Here is a 16,365-nt window from a genome sequence, read left to right on the forward strand (position 1 = left end):
CTGCGTATTTCGGCGAATGTGACCGGTCATTTCGGCGAATGTGACCGGTGGGCTGAGGGGTGATTTCAGCGCTGTTTCGGTAACGTGACCGCCCGTTTCGGCGATCGTGACCGCCGTGATGCTGGCGGTGCTGCGTAGAGGGTTGAGTTTACGGTTTTGGAGAGGCTGTCAGGTTTTCATGGAGGTCCTTGATAGTCGTTTTTGAAACGGTTGCAGCGCGCGCCGTACGGCCCGTTCGCCGCGACTCGCCGTCCAGGCTGAAGCGCCGGCAACTCTGCAGCAACCGGTCGAGGATGGCGTCGGCAACGGTGGGGTCGCCCAGCCAAGCGTGCCAGTGCTCGATGGGCAGTTGGTGGGCGATGATGGTGGCGCGCTGACCCACCCGGTCATCAATGACCTCCAGCAAATCGGCTCGCGTGGCGGCATCGAGATTGCCGATGCCCCAGTCGTCCAAAATAAGCACGTCGATCTTGGCAAGTTGCTGCAACCAGCGTCGGAAGCTGCCGGCACCATGCAAGATGCGCAGCTCTTCTGCTAGCCGAGGCACGCGCAAGTACAGCGCCGAGCGACCCTGGCGACACGCATACTGGGCCAGCGCACACGCCAGCCAGGTCTTGCCCAAACCGGTCGCACCAGCCAGGGTCACGGTCTCGCCGCGCTCAATCCAGGTGGACAGCGCAAGGCCCATGAGGGCTGGGCGGTCCAGCCCCCGGATGCCTTCGAAGCTGGCGTCCTCCAAGGTGGCCGAAGGGTACTTGAGTTGCGCCTGTTGCAGCAGGCGAACCCGCTTGCGGTCACCCCGGGCGTAGACCTCTCGCTCGACCAGCAAGGCCAGGCGCTCATCGAAGGACAGGTTCAGGCAATCGGCCTGTTCGTGCTGTTGTTGTAAGGCATCGGCGAAGCCCACGAGTTTGAGGGAGCGCAGCTGGGCGATGGTGGTGTTGTTGAGCATGGGAGTGTTCGGATTTGGTTGTTGGTTCGAGTAGTTCAAGGCAGGGCGTCACTGGTAATAGCCCGGGCCGCGCAGGTTCGCGTGCGCCGGGCTGGTCCAATCCGACTCGGCCTGTGGCGTGATCTGGTCACGGTTGTTGGCCAGCAAGTCACGCACATGGCTGTAGCGCAATGTGCCCAGAGCCAGCGCCCGTTCGCAGGCGGCCTCCAGCCGCCCTGGGCCGTATCGCTTGGACAGGCTCAACAAGCCCAGGCAAGACCGATAACCATGCTCAGGATGTTTGTAGGTTTGCAGCAGGCGGGTGATCAACTCGCCGCAGGCCACGCCGATGCGCTGGCCCCATTCGATCAGGCGCTGTGGCGTCCACTCCATGTGGGCGCGGTGCGCCGCAGGCATGTGTGCCTCCACCGTGGTGAAGCCCCCACGCTTGTCGCTGCGCGCGTGGGCGGCCACGCGTTGGCCGCGCAGGAGCAACTCGATGCCGTAGCCGGTCATGCGTGCCTCCAGCTTCTGCCCGACCAGCGGGTGCGGTGCGCTGTACCGATGGCCGTCGATCTCGACGTGGTAGTCGATGTGTACCCGCACGGTCTTGAAGCGCGCGAGCTCATAGGGTTGCTGCGGCAGCGGCATCAGGGCTGGGGCGTCCAGCTCGGCAAACACGCTGGCGCGGCTGCCCGGCAACTTCTGAAAGGGGCGCTCGTTCAGGCTGGGTAGTAATTGCGCAATGGCCGTATCCACCTGGGCGACGCTGTCAAAACGCTGGTGGCGCAGCCGCGCCAGGATCCAGCGTGTGACGACCTGAACCGAGCTCTCGGCCGTGGCCTTGTCGCGTGGCGTGCGTGGGCGCGCAGGCAATACCGAAGTGCCGTAGTAACGGGCCAGGTCCTGCACCGTCTCGTTGGCACGTGGCTCATAGCGGTCCGGGGTGGCGATCACGGCACGGGCGTTGTCAGGCACGATGAGCTGCGGCACACCCCCGTAGAAGTGCAGAGCGCGCACCATGCCCTGGACCCAGTCATCCAGGCGCTGCGCGGGCGTGGCGCAGGCGAAGACGCAACTGGAGGCGGCCATGGCCGAGACAAAGACCTGGGCGCGCGCGCCATCGCGCAAGGGCACCGTGGAGCCCGCGAAGTCGATGAACAGCTTCTCGCCGGCACGCCGGTGCTGGCGCATCGAGCGCTTGAGGGTTTGGGCGAAGGCCTTGTAGTGACCGCAGAACTGGGTGTAGCGCCAAGTACGTCCATGGGGATGTGCTTCCACGTACTCCTGCCAAAGCAGCATGAGCGTGACCCCCTTGCGGTCGAGTTCGCGGTGGATTCGGCCCCAGTCGGGGGTGATGTAGGGCTGCGAGGTGTTCGCTTTGGGCAGCAAGGTGGAGGTCAGTCGCTGCTCGCTCCAGTCCTGGACAGTCTCCCAATCCAGACCGGCGGCATGGGCCAGGCCAACATACTTGGTCACGGCCCCTTTGGAGATGTTGAGGGTGGATGCGATCTGCTCGTGCGAGAGGTCGGCCTGCCACTTCAGGCGGATAACGTCTTTGATCATGCGTAGAGAAATTCGAGGTTTGGGCATCTGGCTCCTGATGGCAAAAGCCGTCGAGGTTAGGACGCCCGGTTGAGTTCTCTACGCAGCACCGCCGGCAACAGACCCCCACCAAAATGGGGACTGAAACGGCGGTCACGATGACCGAAATGATCGGTCATGATGCCGAAACGGCCGGTCACGATGAGCCGAAAAGGAACGCGGTCACGATGGACCGAAATCCTCGGTCACGATGCCGAAATCACCGGTCACGTTGGTCCGAAATCCTCGGTCACGATGCCGAAATCACCGGTCACGTTGGTCCGAAATACCCATTCACCCGCCGCGCCACGCGCAGCAAGCCACGGTAGTGCATGCCGTCAAGCAACTGGGTACTGGCTTTGGACTGGCCGCCAAAGCCGTTGGTGGTGTGGCCATGGGCAAAGTGCGCATCCACCTGCCGTGGGTGCGCTTCGCCCTGCGCCTGAACAAACTGCCAAACCGCCTGGGCCTGCTCCTGGCGCTCGGCAGACCACGCATGGCGGGCGGTGCGCGGGTGCATGCGGGCATGCAGATCGCGGGTGACAAAACCGTAGTTGACGAAAAAGTCCTCTTCCACCGCCAATTGCGGGTAGGCGCGCTCCAGGTCGCCGGCCCGGTAGTCCTTGACGCGGTGGCGCAGCGTGAGGTCTTGCGCGCGGGCGGGCGACCGGATCGGGTCGGCCTGCACAAAGCCCAGCCGTTCGATGGCCCGGGGCAGGCTCAGGGGTTTGAACAGGCTGCGGCCCACCGCGTAGCGGCGCAAGTCGGCAAGGGTCGGTGATGGCATCACCGCATCATGCCGCAGGCGAACCACCGCCCAGCGGAGCGCCTAAAAGGCTTCTTTTTCCGCTTCCAGATACGCCAGGCTGGTGTACTTGCCAATGTTGCTGTCAAAGCCGTCCATGGTCTTGGCGCGGCTGGCCACGCGGGGGTCTTCCAGCACACGGGCTTTGGCGCCGTCGAGCCCCACGCCGTCTTTCACGGCCTTTTCACACGGCTCGTAAATGCCTTTCATGAAGGTGCCGTAGGTGTCAAGCAGGGTCTTGCTGCCCCGGCCGTGGCCGGGCACCCACAGCTGGTCGCCCGCCGCTGCTTTGATCGCGTCGTAGTACTTGAAGGTGCCCACGTAAGAGCCGTCGTCCATGTTGGCGATGCGGTTTTCCATGGCGATGTCGCCAATGTAGGTGAGCTTGTCCTGCACGATTTCCAGGGACAGGTCAGACGGGGTGTGGGCGCGGCCGTAGTGGTGCAACTTGATCTGCACGTCGCCGTAATCAAACACCTGGCCGTGCTGCACCGTCTGGTTGGGCGCAAACACCTTGGTGCCGAGCGTGGCCTGGTTGGTCCAGCGCTCCATCAGGCTGCGCCACAGGTTGCCCTCGTGTCCGGCAATTTGCTCGCGGGTGTGGGCCAGCGCGTGAATGGGCAGGTCTTTGCCGTAGGCCTCCACAAAGGCGTGGTTGCCCAGCCAGTGGTCGCCGTGGTAGTGGCTGTTGAACACCGCAATCACTGGCTTGTCGGTCACCTTTTTGATCATGCGAATCGCCATCTGCCCAATTTGCAGCGAAGCGCCGCTGTCCAGCACGACCACGCCTTTTTGCGTGATGACAAACAGCACGCTGGCCATCAGGCCCTGGTTTTCAGCGGTGGGAAAGCCGTCTTTGGCATACACCATCCACACGTGTGGGGACAGTTGCTCGGGCGCCACGTCGGGCACCGGCGGGCCTTCAATAAAGTCTTGCACCTGCTGGGCAAACAACCGCACCTCGGGCACCAGGGCCAGCCCGGCCACGCCCAGCCCGGCGCCGCCCACCATGCGCAACCATTGGCGGCGGCTACGCACCGGCTCGCTCGCCACATCCAGCGGAAAAGAGGGTTTGACGGGTTTCATGGGGTGTCTCCTGCAGGATGTCGTTATCAAATAAGCGATTGCTTATTAAACAATGATAGAACCGCCAGCGGCTCTCGGCAAGCCCCGCCACACGCCGCCCAGCCGCTTACACCGCCGGTTTTTGGGTGGGCAGGCGCCGCGCAATCTCGGCCACCAGTTGGCGTGCGAGCTGCAGCTTGGACGCCCGGGGCACCTCGGTGGCACCGTGCTCGTCCACCAGCAGCAGGGCGTTGTCGTCCTGGCCGAAGGTGTCGGGCCCAATGTTGCCCACCAGCAGCGGCACCCCTTTGCGGGCGCGCTTGGCCTGGGCGTGGGCCAGCAGATCGTGGCTTTCGGCGGCAAAACCCACACAAAACAGCGCGCCGCTGCGGGCGCGTGCACCGGCGGCAATGCCGGCCAATATGTCGGGGTTTTCAATGAACGACAGCGTGGGCACATCGCCCGAACCGTCTTTCTTGATCTTCTGGTCGGCTTCGGTGGCGGGGCGCCAGTCGGCCACAGCGGCGGCCGACACAAACACGCTGGCGTCCTGGCTCAGCAGGTTGAGTGTTTTCTGCATGTTCAGCGCCGACTTGACGTTGATGCGGCCCACCCCACGCGGCGTGGGCAGGCTCACCGGCCCGGCCACCAGGGTCACATGCGCGCCCGCTTCGTGGGCAGCGCGGGCAATGGCAAAACCCATTTTTCCGCTGGACAGGTTGGTCAGCCCGCGCACCGGGTCAATGGCCTCAAACGTGGGGCCGGCGCTCACCAGCACCTGCTGGCCTGCCAGCACCTTGGGCGTGACAAAGCGCACCAGCTCGTACACCAGCTCTTCAGGCTCCAGCATGCGGCCGTCGCCCATCTCACCGCAGGCCTGGTCACCCACGCCCACGTCCAGCACCGTGGTGCCGTCGGTGCGCAGCTGCGCCACGTTGCGCTGCGTGGCCGGGTGTGCCCACATTTCGCGGTTCATGGCGGGCGCCAGAATCAGCGGCACCCTGTCCAGCGGGCGCGCCAGGCACATCAGGCTCAGCAGGTCGTCGGCCCGGCCGTGCAGCAGTTTGGCCATGAAGTCGGCACTGGCCGGGGCCACCAAAATCGCATCGGCCTCGCGGCTCAGGTTGATGTGGGGCATGTTGTTGTCCACCCCGGCTGCCGTGCGGGCGTCCCACTGCGAGGTGAACACCGGCCGACCCGAAAGCGCCTGCAGCGTGACCGCGGTGATGAAATGCTCGGCCGCCTCGGTCATCACCACCTGCACGGTCGCGCCCTGCTTGATCAGCGCACGACACAGCTCAGCGGCTTTGTAGCAGGCAATGCCCCCGGAGAGGCCCAGGACGATGTGTTTTCCAGCGAGGTCGTTCATGCGCAAAATGTAGCAGCTTGACCGGGCCAATCAACTGCGGACGGACCAATCGAGCGGGGCAAAAATGGGGCGCCATTTATAATCGCCATTTCCACCTCCTGCGAGCAAACGGCTCGCCCGAGACATGACCAAATTTGTGTTCGTCACCGGCGGTGTGGTGTCCTCCCTGGGCAAGGGCATCGCTTCTGCATCCTTGGCCGCGATTCTTGAATCGCGCGGCCTCAAAGTCACCCTCATCAAACTCGACCCGTACATCAACGTGGACCCGGGCACGATGTCGCCGTTCCAGCACGGTGAGGTGTTCGTTACCGACGACGGCGCCGAAACCGACCTGGACCTGGGCCACTATGAGCGTTTCATTGAAACGCGCATGAAAAAAACCAACAACTTCACCACCGGCAAGATCTACCAGTCGGTGCTGGAAAAAGAGCGCCGGGGCGACTACCTGGGCAAAACCGTGCAGGTCATTCCGCACGTCACCAACGAAATCCAGGACTTCATCAAACGCGGCGCCGGCATCGGCACCCCCGACGCGGTGGACGTGGCCATTGTTGAAATTGGCGGCACCGTGGGCGACATCGAGTCGCTGCCGTTCCTGGAAGCCGTGCGCCAGATGAGCCTGCGCATGGGCCCCAACAACTCGGCGTTTGTGCACCTGAGCTACGTGCCCTGGATCGCCGCAGCCGGCGAACTGAAAACCAAACCCACGCAGCACACGGCGCAAAAACTGCGCGAAATCGGCATCCAGGCCGACGCCCTGCTGTGCCGCGCCGACCGGCCCATCCCCGACGAAGAGCGCGCCAAAATCTCGCTGTTTTCCAACGTGCCCGAGTGGGGCGTGATCTCCATGTGGGACGTGGACACCATTTACAAGGTGCCGCGCATGCTGCACGAACAAGGCCTGGACGGCCTGATCTGCGACAAGCTGCGCCTGAACACGCCGCCCACCAGCCTCAAGCGCTGGGACGAACTGGTGTTTGAAACAGAGCACCCGCAAGGCGAAGTCACGGTGGCCATGGTCGGCAAATACGTCGACCTGTCGGACAGCTACAAGTCGGTCAACGAAGCCCTGCGCCACGCGGGCATGCGCAACCATGTGCGCGTCAAGATCGACCACATCGACTCTGAGACCATCGAAGGCGACGCCTCGGCGCAGCTGTCCAAGTACGACGCCATTCTGGTGCCCGGCGGCTTCGGCCAGCGCGGCGTGGAAGGCAAGATCAGCACCGCCCGCTTTGCGCGCGAGCACAAGGTGCCCTACCTGGGCATTTGCCTGGGCATGCAGGTGGCCACCATCGAATACGCCCGCCATGTGGCCGGTTTGAAAGACGCCAACAGCACCGAATTCGACCCGACCACGCCCCACCCGGTGATCGCCCTCATCACCGAATGGAAAGACGCCGACGGCAGCATCCAGACCCGCGACACCAGCTCCGACCTGGGCGGCACCATGCGCCTGGGTGCGCAAACGTCTGACGTGTTGCCCGGCACCCTGGCCCACAGCATTTACGGCAACGAAGTCACCGAGCGCCACCGCCACCGCTTTGAAGCCAACGTGAACTACCTGGACCAACTGCGCCAGGCCGGCCTGGTGATTTCGGCCCAAACGCAGCGCGAACAGCTCACCGAAATGGTGGAACTGCCGCAGAGCGTGCACCCCTGGTACATCGGCGTGCAGTTCCACCCCGAATTCAAGTCCACACCCTGGAACGGCCACCCGCTGTTCAACGCCTTCATCAAGGCGGCCATGGAACACCAGCAAGCACGCGCCGCGGCCAAGGCCTGACCAGGAAACACCCATGAAACTCTGCGGATTTGACGTGGGCCTGGACCAGCCCTTCTTTCTGATCGCCGGCACCTGTTCCATTGAAGGGCTGCAAATGTCCATCGACGTGGCGGGCCAGCTCAAGGAAGCTTGCACGGCGCTCGGTATTCCGCTCATTTACAAAGGCTCGTTCGACAAGGCCAACCGCTCGTCGGGCACCAGCCAGCGCGGCGTGGGCCTGGAAGCCGGCCTGCACATTCTGGAAGAAGTGCGCCGCCAGCTGGGTCTGCCGATCCTGACCGACGTGCACGACACGTCCCACGTGGCCGAGGTGGCCAGCGTGGTCGACGTGCTGCAAACGCCCGCGTTCCTGTGCCGCCAGACCGACTTCATCCGCGCCGTGGCCCAGTCCGGCAAGCCGGTGAACATCAAAAAAGGCCAGTTTCTGGCCCCTTGGGACATGACCAACGTGGTCGACAAGGCCCGCGCCGCAGCGCGCGAGGTGGGCTTGTCTGAAGACCGCTTCCTGGCCTGCGAACGTGGCGTGAGCTTTGGCTACAACAACCTGGTGGCCGACATGACCAGCCTGGCCGAAATGCGCAAGTCGGGCGCACCGGTGGTGTTTGACGTGACCCACTCGGTGCAAAAGCCCGGCGGCCTGGGCGCGGTTAGCGGCGGTGCCCGCGACATGGTGCCCGTGCTGGCCCGCGCCGGCGTGGCCGCTGGCGTGGCTGGGCTGTTCATGGAAACGCATCCGAACCCTGCAGAAGCCTGGTCAGACGGCCCCAACGCCGTGCCGCTCAAGCACATGAAGGCGCTGCTTCAAACACTGGTGGCGCTGGATTCCGTCACCAAAAAGAACCCGTTGCTGGAGAACAATTTCTCATGAGTGCTTACATCATTGCGGACGTGACCGTCACCAACGAAGACCAGATGAAGCTCTACCGTGAGTGGAGCACGCGCGCCATGCAGGAACACGGCGCCGAAGTGCTGGTGCGCGGTGGCCGCATGGAGGCGCTGGAAGGCGACTGGAACCCGCAGCGCATCGTGGTGCTGAAGTTCCAGGACCTGTCCGCAGCCCGCGCCTATTACGAATCTGAAACCTACACGCAGGCGCGCAAGGTGCGCGAAGGTGCCGGCTCGATCCGAATGCTGGCGGTGGAGGGCGTGTGACCCCCTGCGCCGCTTCGCGTCTTCCCCCAAGGGGGACGCGCCCTGTGGCCCGGCAAAGCCGGTTCCACGGGAGCCCTGGACAAAGCCGTGCGCTCCGGTCCAATGCCTCTTTTTTTATTTGTTTTTCTCAGTTCCAAAGGTAGACAACATGAGTGCAATCGTTGACATCGTCGGCCGCGAAATTCTGGACAGCCGCGGCAACCCCACCGTCGAATGCGACGTGCTGCTGGAAAGCGGCGTGATGGGCCGCGCGGCCGTGCCGTCGGGCGCGTCCACCGGCAGCCGCGAAGCCATTGAGCTGCGCGACGGTGACAAAAGCCGCTACCTCGGCAAGGGCGTGCTCAAGGCGGTTGAGCACATCAACACCGAAATTTCTGAAGCCGTGCTGGGCCTCGACGCTTCCGAGCAGGCTTTTCTGGACAAGACTCTGATCGACCTCGACGGCACCGACAACAAAGGCCGCCTGGGCGCCAACGCCATGCTGGCGGTCTCCATGGCCGTGGCCCGCGCCGCCGCCGAAGAAGCCGGCCTGCCGCTGTACCGCTACTTTGGCGGCATGGGCGCGGTGCAAATGCCGGTGCCCATGATGAACGTCATCAACGGCGGCGAGCACGCCAACAACAACCTCGATCTGCAAGAGCTGATGATCATTCCCGTGGGCGCGCCGAGTTTCCGCGAAGCCCTGCGCTGGGGCGCCGAGGTGTTCCACGCGCTCAAGAAAATTTTGCACGACCGGGGCATCAGCACCGCCGTGGGCGACGAAGGCGGCTTTGCACCGAGCGTCGAAAACCACGAAGCCGCGATCCAGATGATTCTGGAAGCCATCGACAAAGCTGGCTACACCGCCGGCGAACAGATTGCTCTCGGCCTGGACTGCGCAGCTTCCGAGTTTTACAAGGACGGCATGTACGTACTGGAAGGCGAAGGCGGCATCCGCCTGAACGCCGAACAGTGGACCGACATGATGGCCAACTGGGTCGACAAGTACCCCATCATTTCCATTGAAGACGGCATGGCCGAAGGCGACTGGGACGGCTGGAAGCTGATGACCGACCGCCTGGGCAAAAAGGTGCAGATCGTGGGTGACGACCTCTTTGTCACCAACACCAAGATCTTGAAGGAAGGTATCGACAAAGGCATTGCCAACTCGATCCTGATCAAGATCAACCAGATCGGCACGCTGACCGAAACGTTTGCCGCCATTGAAATGGCCAAGCGCGCCGGCTACACCGCCGTTATTTCGCACCGCTCGGGCGAAACCGAAGACAGCACCATTGCGGACATCGCCGTGGGCACCAACGCGGGCCAGATCAAGACCGGCTCGATCTCGCGCTCTGACCGCATGGCCAAGTACAACCAGCTGCTGCGCATTGAAGAAGACCTGGGCGAAGTGGCCTACTACCCCGGCCGCGCTGCGTTTTACAACCTGAAGTAAGCACAGCCGCCTGACACGCTGGACACACCATGGGTTCGCGCTTGATCTCCCCCCTGCTGATTGGCTTGCTGCTTGTGCTGCATGCCCAGCTGTGGTTTGGGCGTGGCAGCGTGCCCCAGGTGGCCAGCATGAAACAGCAGCTGGCCGAGCTGGACCGCAACAACCGCGAAGCCCAGCAGCGCAACGACAGCTTGAGCGCCGAGGTGCGCGACCTGCAAGAGGGCCTGGACATGGTGGAAGAACTGGCCCGCCAGGAACTGGGCATGGTCAAGCCTAACGAAATCTTCGTGCAGATCGCCCAGGGCAAACGCTGAGCCCCATGGTGCTGACCATCACCTTGCTGGGCGGCGAATCCACCGGCAAGTCCACCCTGGCCCAGGCGCTACAGCGCCACCTGAATGACACCCTGGGTATTGCCGCCGCGCGGGTGCCAGAGCACCTGCGCAGCTGGTGTGAAACCATGGGCCGCGCGCCCCTAAGCCACGAACAGGCCGAACGCGCACAAGCGCAAACCCGCCTGATCGACCAGGCCAGCGCCCAACCGGGCGTGCGCGTGGTGGTGGCCGACACCACCGCCCTCATGGTGGCGGCCTATAGCGAGCTGTATTTCAACGACCGCAGCCTGTACCCAGCCGCGCTGGCGCAGCAGCAGCGCTACAGCCTGAGCCTGCTCATGGGGCTTGACCTGCCCTGGGTGGCAGACGGCCTGTTTCGCGACAGCCCCGCCGTGCGCGAAGCGACCGACACTGTGTTGCGCCGGGAACTGCACGCGGCCGGCATTCCATTTCAAACCGTGTACGGCCAGGGCGATGCACGGCTGCAGCAAGCGCTGCGCGCCGTGGGCCCGGTGCTGGGTCAGCCGCTGGTGGCAGCTGACCGCAGCCTGAGCGAAGGGCGCGTGGCATGGAACTGCGAAAAATGCAGCGACCCGGCTTGCGAACACCGCTTGTTCAGCCAATTGATTGCGAAGAAAACGCCCTCGCCCATATGACCCCGGCCAGCCCCACGCCCGACTTTCGCTCGCCCGCCTTTCTGCGCGCCCACGTGCAAGACACGCTGGCGTTTTACCTGCCCCGAGCCATCGACCCGGTGGGTGGCCTGTTTCACTTTTTGCGCGACGACGGCAGCGTGTACGACCGCCACTCCCGCCACCTGGTGAGCAGCACGCGCTACGTCGTCACGCTCGCCATGGCGGTACGCGCCGGCCTGGGCGGCACCACAGCGCGCCAGGCGCTGCAAGTGGCGTTTGACTTTTTGCCCCACCACCGCAACCCAGCCACCGGCGGCTACGCCTGGTTGCTGGACTGGCGCGATCGCCAGGCGCGGGTGGTCGACGGCACCAACCACGCCTACGGCCTCGCCTTTGTGCTGCTGGCCCACGCCCACGCCCACATGGCCGGGCTGACCGATGCGCACGCGGGCATTGCAGAGACTTTCAACCTGCTGGAACAGCGCTTTTGGGAACCCGCCCACGGCCTGTACGCCGACGAAGCCACCGCCGACTGGCAGCTGCAGCCCTACCGCGGCCAAAACGCCAACATGCACCTGTGCGAAGCCCTGCTGGCCGCGTTTGACGCCACCGGCGAAGCCCGCTACCTGGACCGCGCCGTACTGCTGGCCGAGCACATCACCGTGCGCCAGGCCGCGCTGGCCAGTGGCCTGGTGTGGGAACACCACCGCGCCGACTGGTCGTTGGACTGGGACTACAACCGCGACGACAAAACCAACATCTTTCGCCCCTGGGGCTTTCAGCCCGGTCACCTGACCGAATGGGCCAAGCTGCTGCTGTTGCTCAACGAGCGCCGCCCGCAAGCGGGGCTGGTGGAACGCGCCCAATTTTTCTTTGACACCGCCATGGAAAAAGCCTGGGACGGCGAACACGGCGGCCTGTTTTACGGCTTCGCGCCCGACGGCAGCGTGTGCGACACCGACAAATATTTCTGGGTGCAAGCCGAGTCGTTTGCCGCCGCGGCGCGCCTGGCGGTGGCCACAGGCGAAGCCCGTTACTGGGCCGACTACGACCGCCTATGGGCCTACGCCTGGGCGCACTTTGTGGACCACACCCACGGCGCCTGGAGGCGCATTTTGCGGGCCAATAACAGCAAGATCAGCGACGAAAAGAGCCCCGCCGGCAAGGTGGACTACCACACCATGGGCGCTTGCCATGACGTTCTTGACCTGTTGGGATGCCCGCTGCGCCGCTGAACGGGCACCAGATCAGCGGTACGGCAAAGCCTGAGGAACGCTCGTTTTGGAGCGTGCGCAAAGCCCCCACCCAACCCTCACCCAGAGGGGGGGAGGGGGTTCAGAAACTCCCGTTCGAAAGCGCTTCATTGGGGCTTGGCTCCTTCCCCCACTGGGGGAAGGCTGGGATGGGGGCGCGGTTACCGGGTCAGTGCACGCCGGGTGAGCCCGGCGCTTGCTTGAGCGGCTGCAAAAACACCTGGGCCGCGTCCACCGGGTCAAACCGGTACTGCGCGCCACAAAACTCGCAGCCCACTTCCACCTGGCCCTGCTCGGCCAAGATCGATTCCACCTCTTCGCGGCCCAGACTGCGCAGCATGCTGCTCACGCGCTCTTGCGAACAGGTGCAGGCAAATTTTGGCCCCAGCTCACCGGCCATGGGCTCAAACCGGCGCACGTCTTCTTCCCAAAACAGGCGGTGCAAAATCGTTTCTGCGTCCAGCTCCAGCAGCTCTTCGCGCTTCAGGCTCGACGCCAGAATCGCAATGCGGTTGTAGTCTTCGTTGCGGCCAATCTGGTCTTCGTCCGAGCGCACCACGCCGCTGCCGTCCAGGTTGGCCTGGCCCTGCATGGGCAGGCGCTGAATCAGCAGGCCGGCGGCCACCTGGTCGTTCGCGGCCAGCACCAGGCAGGTGTCCAGCTGTTCGCTCTGCAGCATGTAGTGCTCAATCACCTCGCTCAGCTTTTCCAGCTTTTCGTGGCGGTCGCCAAACAGCGGCACCACGCCCTGGTAAGGCTGCTGGCCGGGCAGGCGGTCTTTGGGGTCGAGCGTGATGGCGCAGCGGCCCTGGTTGTTCACGTTGACCATGTGCGAAAGCGGCGCGTCGGCTGCCACCTCGCCCACCACCGTGGCGGTGGCGCGCAAGCTCAGGTCGGGCTGCACCTCGGCCACGGCCAGCTTCACCGGCCCGTCACCCATGATCTGCATCACCAGCGCGCCGTTGAACTTGATGTTGGCCTGCATCAGCGTGGCCGCTGCGGTCATTTCGCCCAGCAACTCGGTCACGGCTGCGGGGTAGCCACCGCCCTCGCGGCGGCGCTGCAAGATGTCTTGCCAGGCGTCGGTCAGGCGCACCAGCATGCCGCGCACCGGCAGGCCTTCAAACATGAATTTGTGGAGTTCGGACAAAAGGTTCTTTCAGAAATTCAACGCTGGCAGGTCGGGGTCAAGCCAGCAAAATCAAGCAATCTTTTTCAAGCCCGCACGAAAACGCTGCGCGTTCTCTATGTAATGTTTGGCGCTCTGGCGCAGGCCTTCCATTTGCTCGGGCGACAGGCCTTTGACCACGCGCGCCGGGCTACCCATGATCATGGAGCCATCAGGAAATTCTTTCCCCTCGGTCACCAAAGAGCCCGCACCCACCAGGCAGTTTTTGCCAATCTTCGCGCCATTGAGCACGATGGCACCAATGCCGATTAGTGACTCGTCGCCCACCGTGCAACCGTGCAGCATCACCTGGTGGCCCACGGTCACAAAGTCGCCAATGGTCAGCGGCATGCCCACATCGGCGTGCAACACGCTGCCATCTTGTATGTTGCTGCCGCGCCCGATGGTGATGGTTTCCGTGTCGCCACGCACCGTGGTGCCAAACCACACGCTGCTGTCTTCCCCCATCACCACATTGCCCATCACCTGCGCGTTGTCGGCCACCCAGGCCGATGCGGCCAGGCGCGGTGCGCTGCCGTCGAGTTCGTAAATTGCCATGGAACGTGTCTCCTGTTGTGGGGTTCAAGTGCGCCGAGCCAGCAGCCAGCGCGCAAAACCTAGAATTGTAGGGATGCAAGCTCTCGCACCCCAGACACCGCCCGCGCCCCGGCCCACCGCTTCGTGGCGCCAGCAGGCCCTGCAGGTGCTGTGCCTGGCAGACCCAGCCGCCAAAGTGGCCGCCACCCACGCGCTGTTTGCCGCCGCGCAGGCCCAGCCGGCCGGGCTGCCTGACCGGTTTGACACCACCACCGCCCTGCAACCCGACCCGGCCAGCCCCCTGCCCGGCCGCCCAAGCAAGCCCGTGCTGCTGGCGCCAATGCAGGTGCCCCACCGCTCGCCCTTCACCCCCGAAGGCCTGGCCGCGCTGGTGCACGCGGTATGCCACATTGAATTCAACGCCATCAACCTCGCGCTGGACGCGGTGTGGCGCTTTCCCGGAATGCCGCCCGCGTTTTACAGCGACTGGCTGCGCGTGGCCGACGAAGAAGCCACCCACTTTGGCCTGCTGCACACCCACCTGCAGAGCCTGGGCCACACCTACGGCGACTTTCCCGCCCACGACGGCCTGTGGGAAATGTGCATCAAAACGCAAGACGACATCACCTCCCGCATGGCGCTGGTGCCCCGCACTTTAGAGGCGCGCGGGCTGGACGCCACCCCGCTCATTCAAGCGCGCCTGCGCAAGGTCAACACGCCCGCAGCCCTGCGCGCCATCGAGATTCTGGACGTGATCTTGCGCGACGAAATTGGCCACGTGGCCGTGGGCAACCGCTGGTATGGCTGGCTGTGCGCCCAGCAAGGCCTGGAGCCGCTGGCCCACTACCGCTCACTGGCCCGGCAACACAACGCACCCCGCCTGAAACCGCCGTTCAACGACGCAGCACGCCGAGCGGCTGGGTTTACGCAGGCAGAGCTGGACGCACTGGGGGAACCGCAAGCGGTGTGAAGCGCTTGGGCTGGCAGAGGGCGCCCCCCCCGCCCGGTCTAACCGCTCACGTAGGTTTCAAGCTGGTTGATGGTGAACTCGTGATCGGCAATCACGTCGGCCATGATGTCGCGCATGGAAATCAGACCCAACACCTTGTCGCCGTCCACCACAGGCAGGTGCCGGAAATGTTTTTCGTTCATCAGCGCCATGCAGACGCGCGTGCCGGTGGACGAAGGCACGGTGAACACCTCGGCGGTCATGATGTCCGCCACGGTGGTTTCTTTGGAGTTGCGGCCTTTCAGGGCCACCTTGCGGCAATAATCGCGCTCCGAAAAAATCCCGATCAGCCGGTCGCCATCCATCACCATCAGGGCACCCACGCCCAGGTTGGACAACAGTTCCAGCGCACCAAACACGCTTACGTCGGGGGCAACGCGCAAAAACTTGCTCTGGTCATTGGCTTTGAGCAATTGGGCAACGGGCTTCATGGGGACTCTCCTGGGTAAAAAGATGGCGTCATGGATAGCTTACAGACAAGGCTGGAGCACCGACACCGCAAGAAACCCATTTTTGAAAGTTTCAGGGAAAGTACCCATGCTCGGCAAGTGCGCTGTGCTCTGCGGGTTTGCTCTGGGTACACGCAGCAAAGCGGTGTCGCGTTGCGGAAACCTGCATCAAGTGCGGGAGCACTCGTTGGCAACTGGGAGAAATTGGGATCTGACCCCTATTTTTTTCCTGCCTATCCAAACATGCGGACATTCAAATACGTTTGCGGTAGGTTAGGCCAAGATATAAAGATGCTGCAACGGCGAATAGGCCGACAAGCGTAGCAAATGCCGTCTTTGAATTCATACCCTATCTATAGAATTTTAGTAACGTGCTATTCGTTCCCGCCTTGAGCGCCACGCATTTCATTGTGCGCACGGCCAATCAACTTTTTTGCTTCTCTCGGATTTGATTTGGCGTATTCAAGGAACCAGGCTTGAAGTTCGGTTTCTGTAAATTTGCATCGCAAGTAGAAGTCTCCATTTAAAGCTAGACCTTGTACTTTGCCCGATATAGTCAAAGCGTCCTCCCACTTGGCGTCCTTTAGCTCAGGGATCGGATACAAGTTAGTGCCAAACCGTGACACCGGGGTCACCGGGTGGGAATGGTGATGAATCTGCCGGCGCCAGCCCGTGAGTTCGATCTTCATACTTTGGGGGCCTTGAGGTAACGTTGATTTTTGAAACCTAACGAATGAAAGGGACTTCCCCGTCCCGAGCGAGCCGCGCACCGTGAGGCTTGCGGTTTTCGGCAACTGAGTGCCACGATGGGAAGCTCGAACTTTTCATCAACTCACTCGTTTTTGCGGAAGG

16 protein-coding genes and 1 pseudogene are annotated in these 16,365 nt (G+C 63.4%); 8 read left to right on the forward strand and 9 right to left on the reverse strand.

The features are described 5' to 3' along the window. Positions 1 to 148: 148 nt before the first annotated feature. The 5 genes and pseudogenes from istB to coaBC form a co-directional block, all read right to left on the reverse strand. Entirely contained in the window at positions 149 to 952 is an 804-nt protein-coding gene (istB, locus tag AC0GNR_RS17975) for an IS21-like element helper ATPase IstB (RefSeq protein WP_472902004.1), read from the reverse strand. Positions 953 to 1,000: 48 nt separating this feature from the next. Next, positions 1,001 to 2,524: an IS21 family transposase gene (gene istA, locus AC0GNR_RS17980; RefSeq protein ID WP_305659843.1), complete on the reverse strand. Its 1,524-nt coding sequence runs from the start codon at positions 2,522 to 2,524 to the stop codon at positions 1,001 to 1,003. A 280-nt stretch (positions 2,525 to 2,804) separates the two neighbouring features. Further along, positions 2,805 to 3,302: pseudogene (locus AC0GNR_RS17985) on the reverse strand (DNA glycosylase AlkZ-like family protein); the annotation flags it as partial. 42 nt (positions 3,303 to 3,344) lie between these two features. After that, entirely contained in the window at positions 3,345 to 4,406 is a 1,062-nt protein-coding gene (locus AC0GNR_RS17990) for an MBL fold metallo-hydrolase (protein ID WP_472902206.1), read from the reverse strand. A 106-nt stretch (positions 4,407 to 4,512) separates the two neighbouring features. Next, positions 4,513 to 5,754, reverse strand: a complete 1,242-nt coding sequence (gene coaBC / locus AC0GNR_RS17995) for a bifunctional phosphopantothenoylcysteine decarboxylase/phosphopantothenate--cysteine ligase CoaBC (RefSeq protein WP_472902207.1) — start codon at positions 5,752 to 5,754, stop codon at positions 4,513 to 4,515. A 124-nt stretch (positions 5,755 to 5,878) separates the two neighbouring features. On the opposite strand from coaBC, the gene AC0GNR_RS18000 reads away from it, so the two are divergent. The 7 genes from AC0GNR_RS18000 (at position 5,879) to AC0GNR_RS18030 (ending at position 12,332) form a co-directional block, all read left to right on the forward strand. Then, positions 5,879 to 7,540 carry a CTP synthase gene (locus AC0GNR_RS18000; RefSeq protein WP_472902208.1) on the forward strand — a complete coding sequence of 554 codons (1,662 nt, stop codon included), beginning with the start codon at positions 5,879 to 5,881 and terminating at the stop codon, positions 7,538 to 7,540. A 13-nt stretch (positions 7,541 to 7,553) separates the two neighbouring features. Beyond that, positions 7,554 to 8,408, forward strand: coding sequence for a 3-deoxy-8-phosphooctulonate synthase (kdsA, locus tag AC0GNR_RS18005; protein WP_472902209.1), 855 nt, complete (start codon positions 7,554 to 7,556; stop codon positions 8,406 to 8,408). Further along, a complete protein-coding gene (locus AC0GNR_RS18010) occupies positions 8,405 to 8,692 on the forward strand; it encodes a DUF1330 domain-containing protein (protein WP_472902210.1) in 288 nt (95 codons plus the stop codon). The genes kdsA and AC0GNR_RS18010 overlap by 4 nt, the downstream gene beginning before the upstream one ends. Positions 8,693 to 8,840: 148 nt before the next feature. Then, entirely contained in the window at positions 8,841 to 10,127 is a 1,287-nt protein-coding gene (gene eno, locus AC0GNR_RS18015) for a phosphopyruvate hydratase (RefSeq protein ID WP_472902211.1), read from the forward strand. 29 nt (positions 10,128 to 10,156) lie between these two features. Then, complete coding sequence (locus tag AC0GNR_RS18020) at positions 10,157 to 10,441, forward strand: FtsB family cell division protein (protein WP_472902212.1); 285 nt, start codon at positions 10,157 to 10,159, stop codon at positions 10,439 to 10,441. Positions 10,442 to 10,446: 5 nt separating this feature from the next. Then, on the forward strand, positions 10,447 to 11,118 hold the full coding sequence (locus AC0GNR_RS18025; protein ID WP_472902213.1) for an AAA family ATPase: 672 nt from the start codon (positions 10,447 to 10,449) through the stop codon (positions 11,116 to 11,118). Next, on the forward strand, positions 11,115 to 12,332 hold the full coding sequence (locus tag AC0GNR_RS18030) for an AGE family epimerase/isomerase (RefSeq protein WP_472902214.1): 1,218 nt from the start codon (positions 11,115 to 11,117) through the stop codon (positions 12,330 to 12,332). Before AC0GNR_RS18025 ends, AC0GNR_RS18030 begins: the two co-directional genes overlap by 4 nt. Positions 12,333 to 12,519: 187 nt before the next feature. On the opposite strand, the gene hslO is transcribed toward AC0GNR_RS18030, so the two are convergent. Together hslO and AC0GNR_RS18040 are read right to left on the reverse strand one after the other, a co-directional pair. Next, positions 12,520 to 13,500 (reverse strand): Hsp33 family molecular chaperone HslO, encoded by a 981-nt coding sequence (gene hslO / locus AC0GNR_RS18035; protein WP_472902215.1) that lies wholly within the window; start codon positions 13,498 to 13,500, stop codon positions 12,520 to 12,522. Between the two features lie 51 nt (positions 13,501 to 13,551). After that, positions 13,552 to 14,076, reverse strand: coding sequence for a gamma carbonic anhydrase family protein (locus AC0GNR_RS18040; RefSeq protein WP_472902216.1), 525 nt, complete (start codon positions 14,074 to 14,076; stop codon positions 13,552 to 13,554). A 73-nt stretch (positions 14,077 to 14,149) separates the two neighbouring features. Between AC0GNR_RS18040 and AC0GNR_RS18045 the strand changes: the two genes are divergently transcribed. Next, positions 14,150 to 15,025 carry a ferritin-like domain-containing protein gene (locus AC0GNR_RS18045; RefSeq protein WP_472902217.1) on the forward strand — a complete coding sequence of 292 codons (876 nt, stop codon included), beginning with the start codon at positions 14,150 to 14,152 and terminating at the stop codon, positions 15,023 to 15,025. A 38-nt stretch (positions 15,026 to 15,063) separates the two neighbouring features. Here AC0GNR_RS18045 and AC0GNR_RS18050 read toward each other — a convergent pair whose 3' ends face one another. Continuing rightward, the gene (locus tag AC0GNR_RS18050; RefSeq protein WP_472902218.1) at positions 15,064 to 15,495 is read right to left on the reverse strand and encodes a CBS domain-containing protein; all 432 of its coding nucleotides are present in this window, start codon (positions 15,493 to 15,495) and stop codon (positions 15,064 to 15,066) included. A 392-nt stretch (positions 15,496 to 15,887) separates the two neighbouring features. Continuing rightward, complete coding sequence (locus AC0GNR_RS18055; protein ID WP_472902219.1) at positions 15,888 to 16,202, reverse strand: hypothetical protein; 315 nt, start codon at positions 16,200 to 16,202, stop codon at positions 15,888 to 15,890. Positions 16,203 to 16,365: the final 163 nt, after the last annotated feature.

Source organism: Hydrogenophaga sp. LT287 (genome assembly GCF_055702805.1).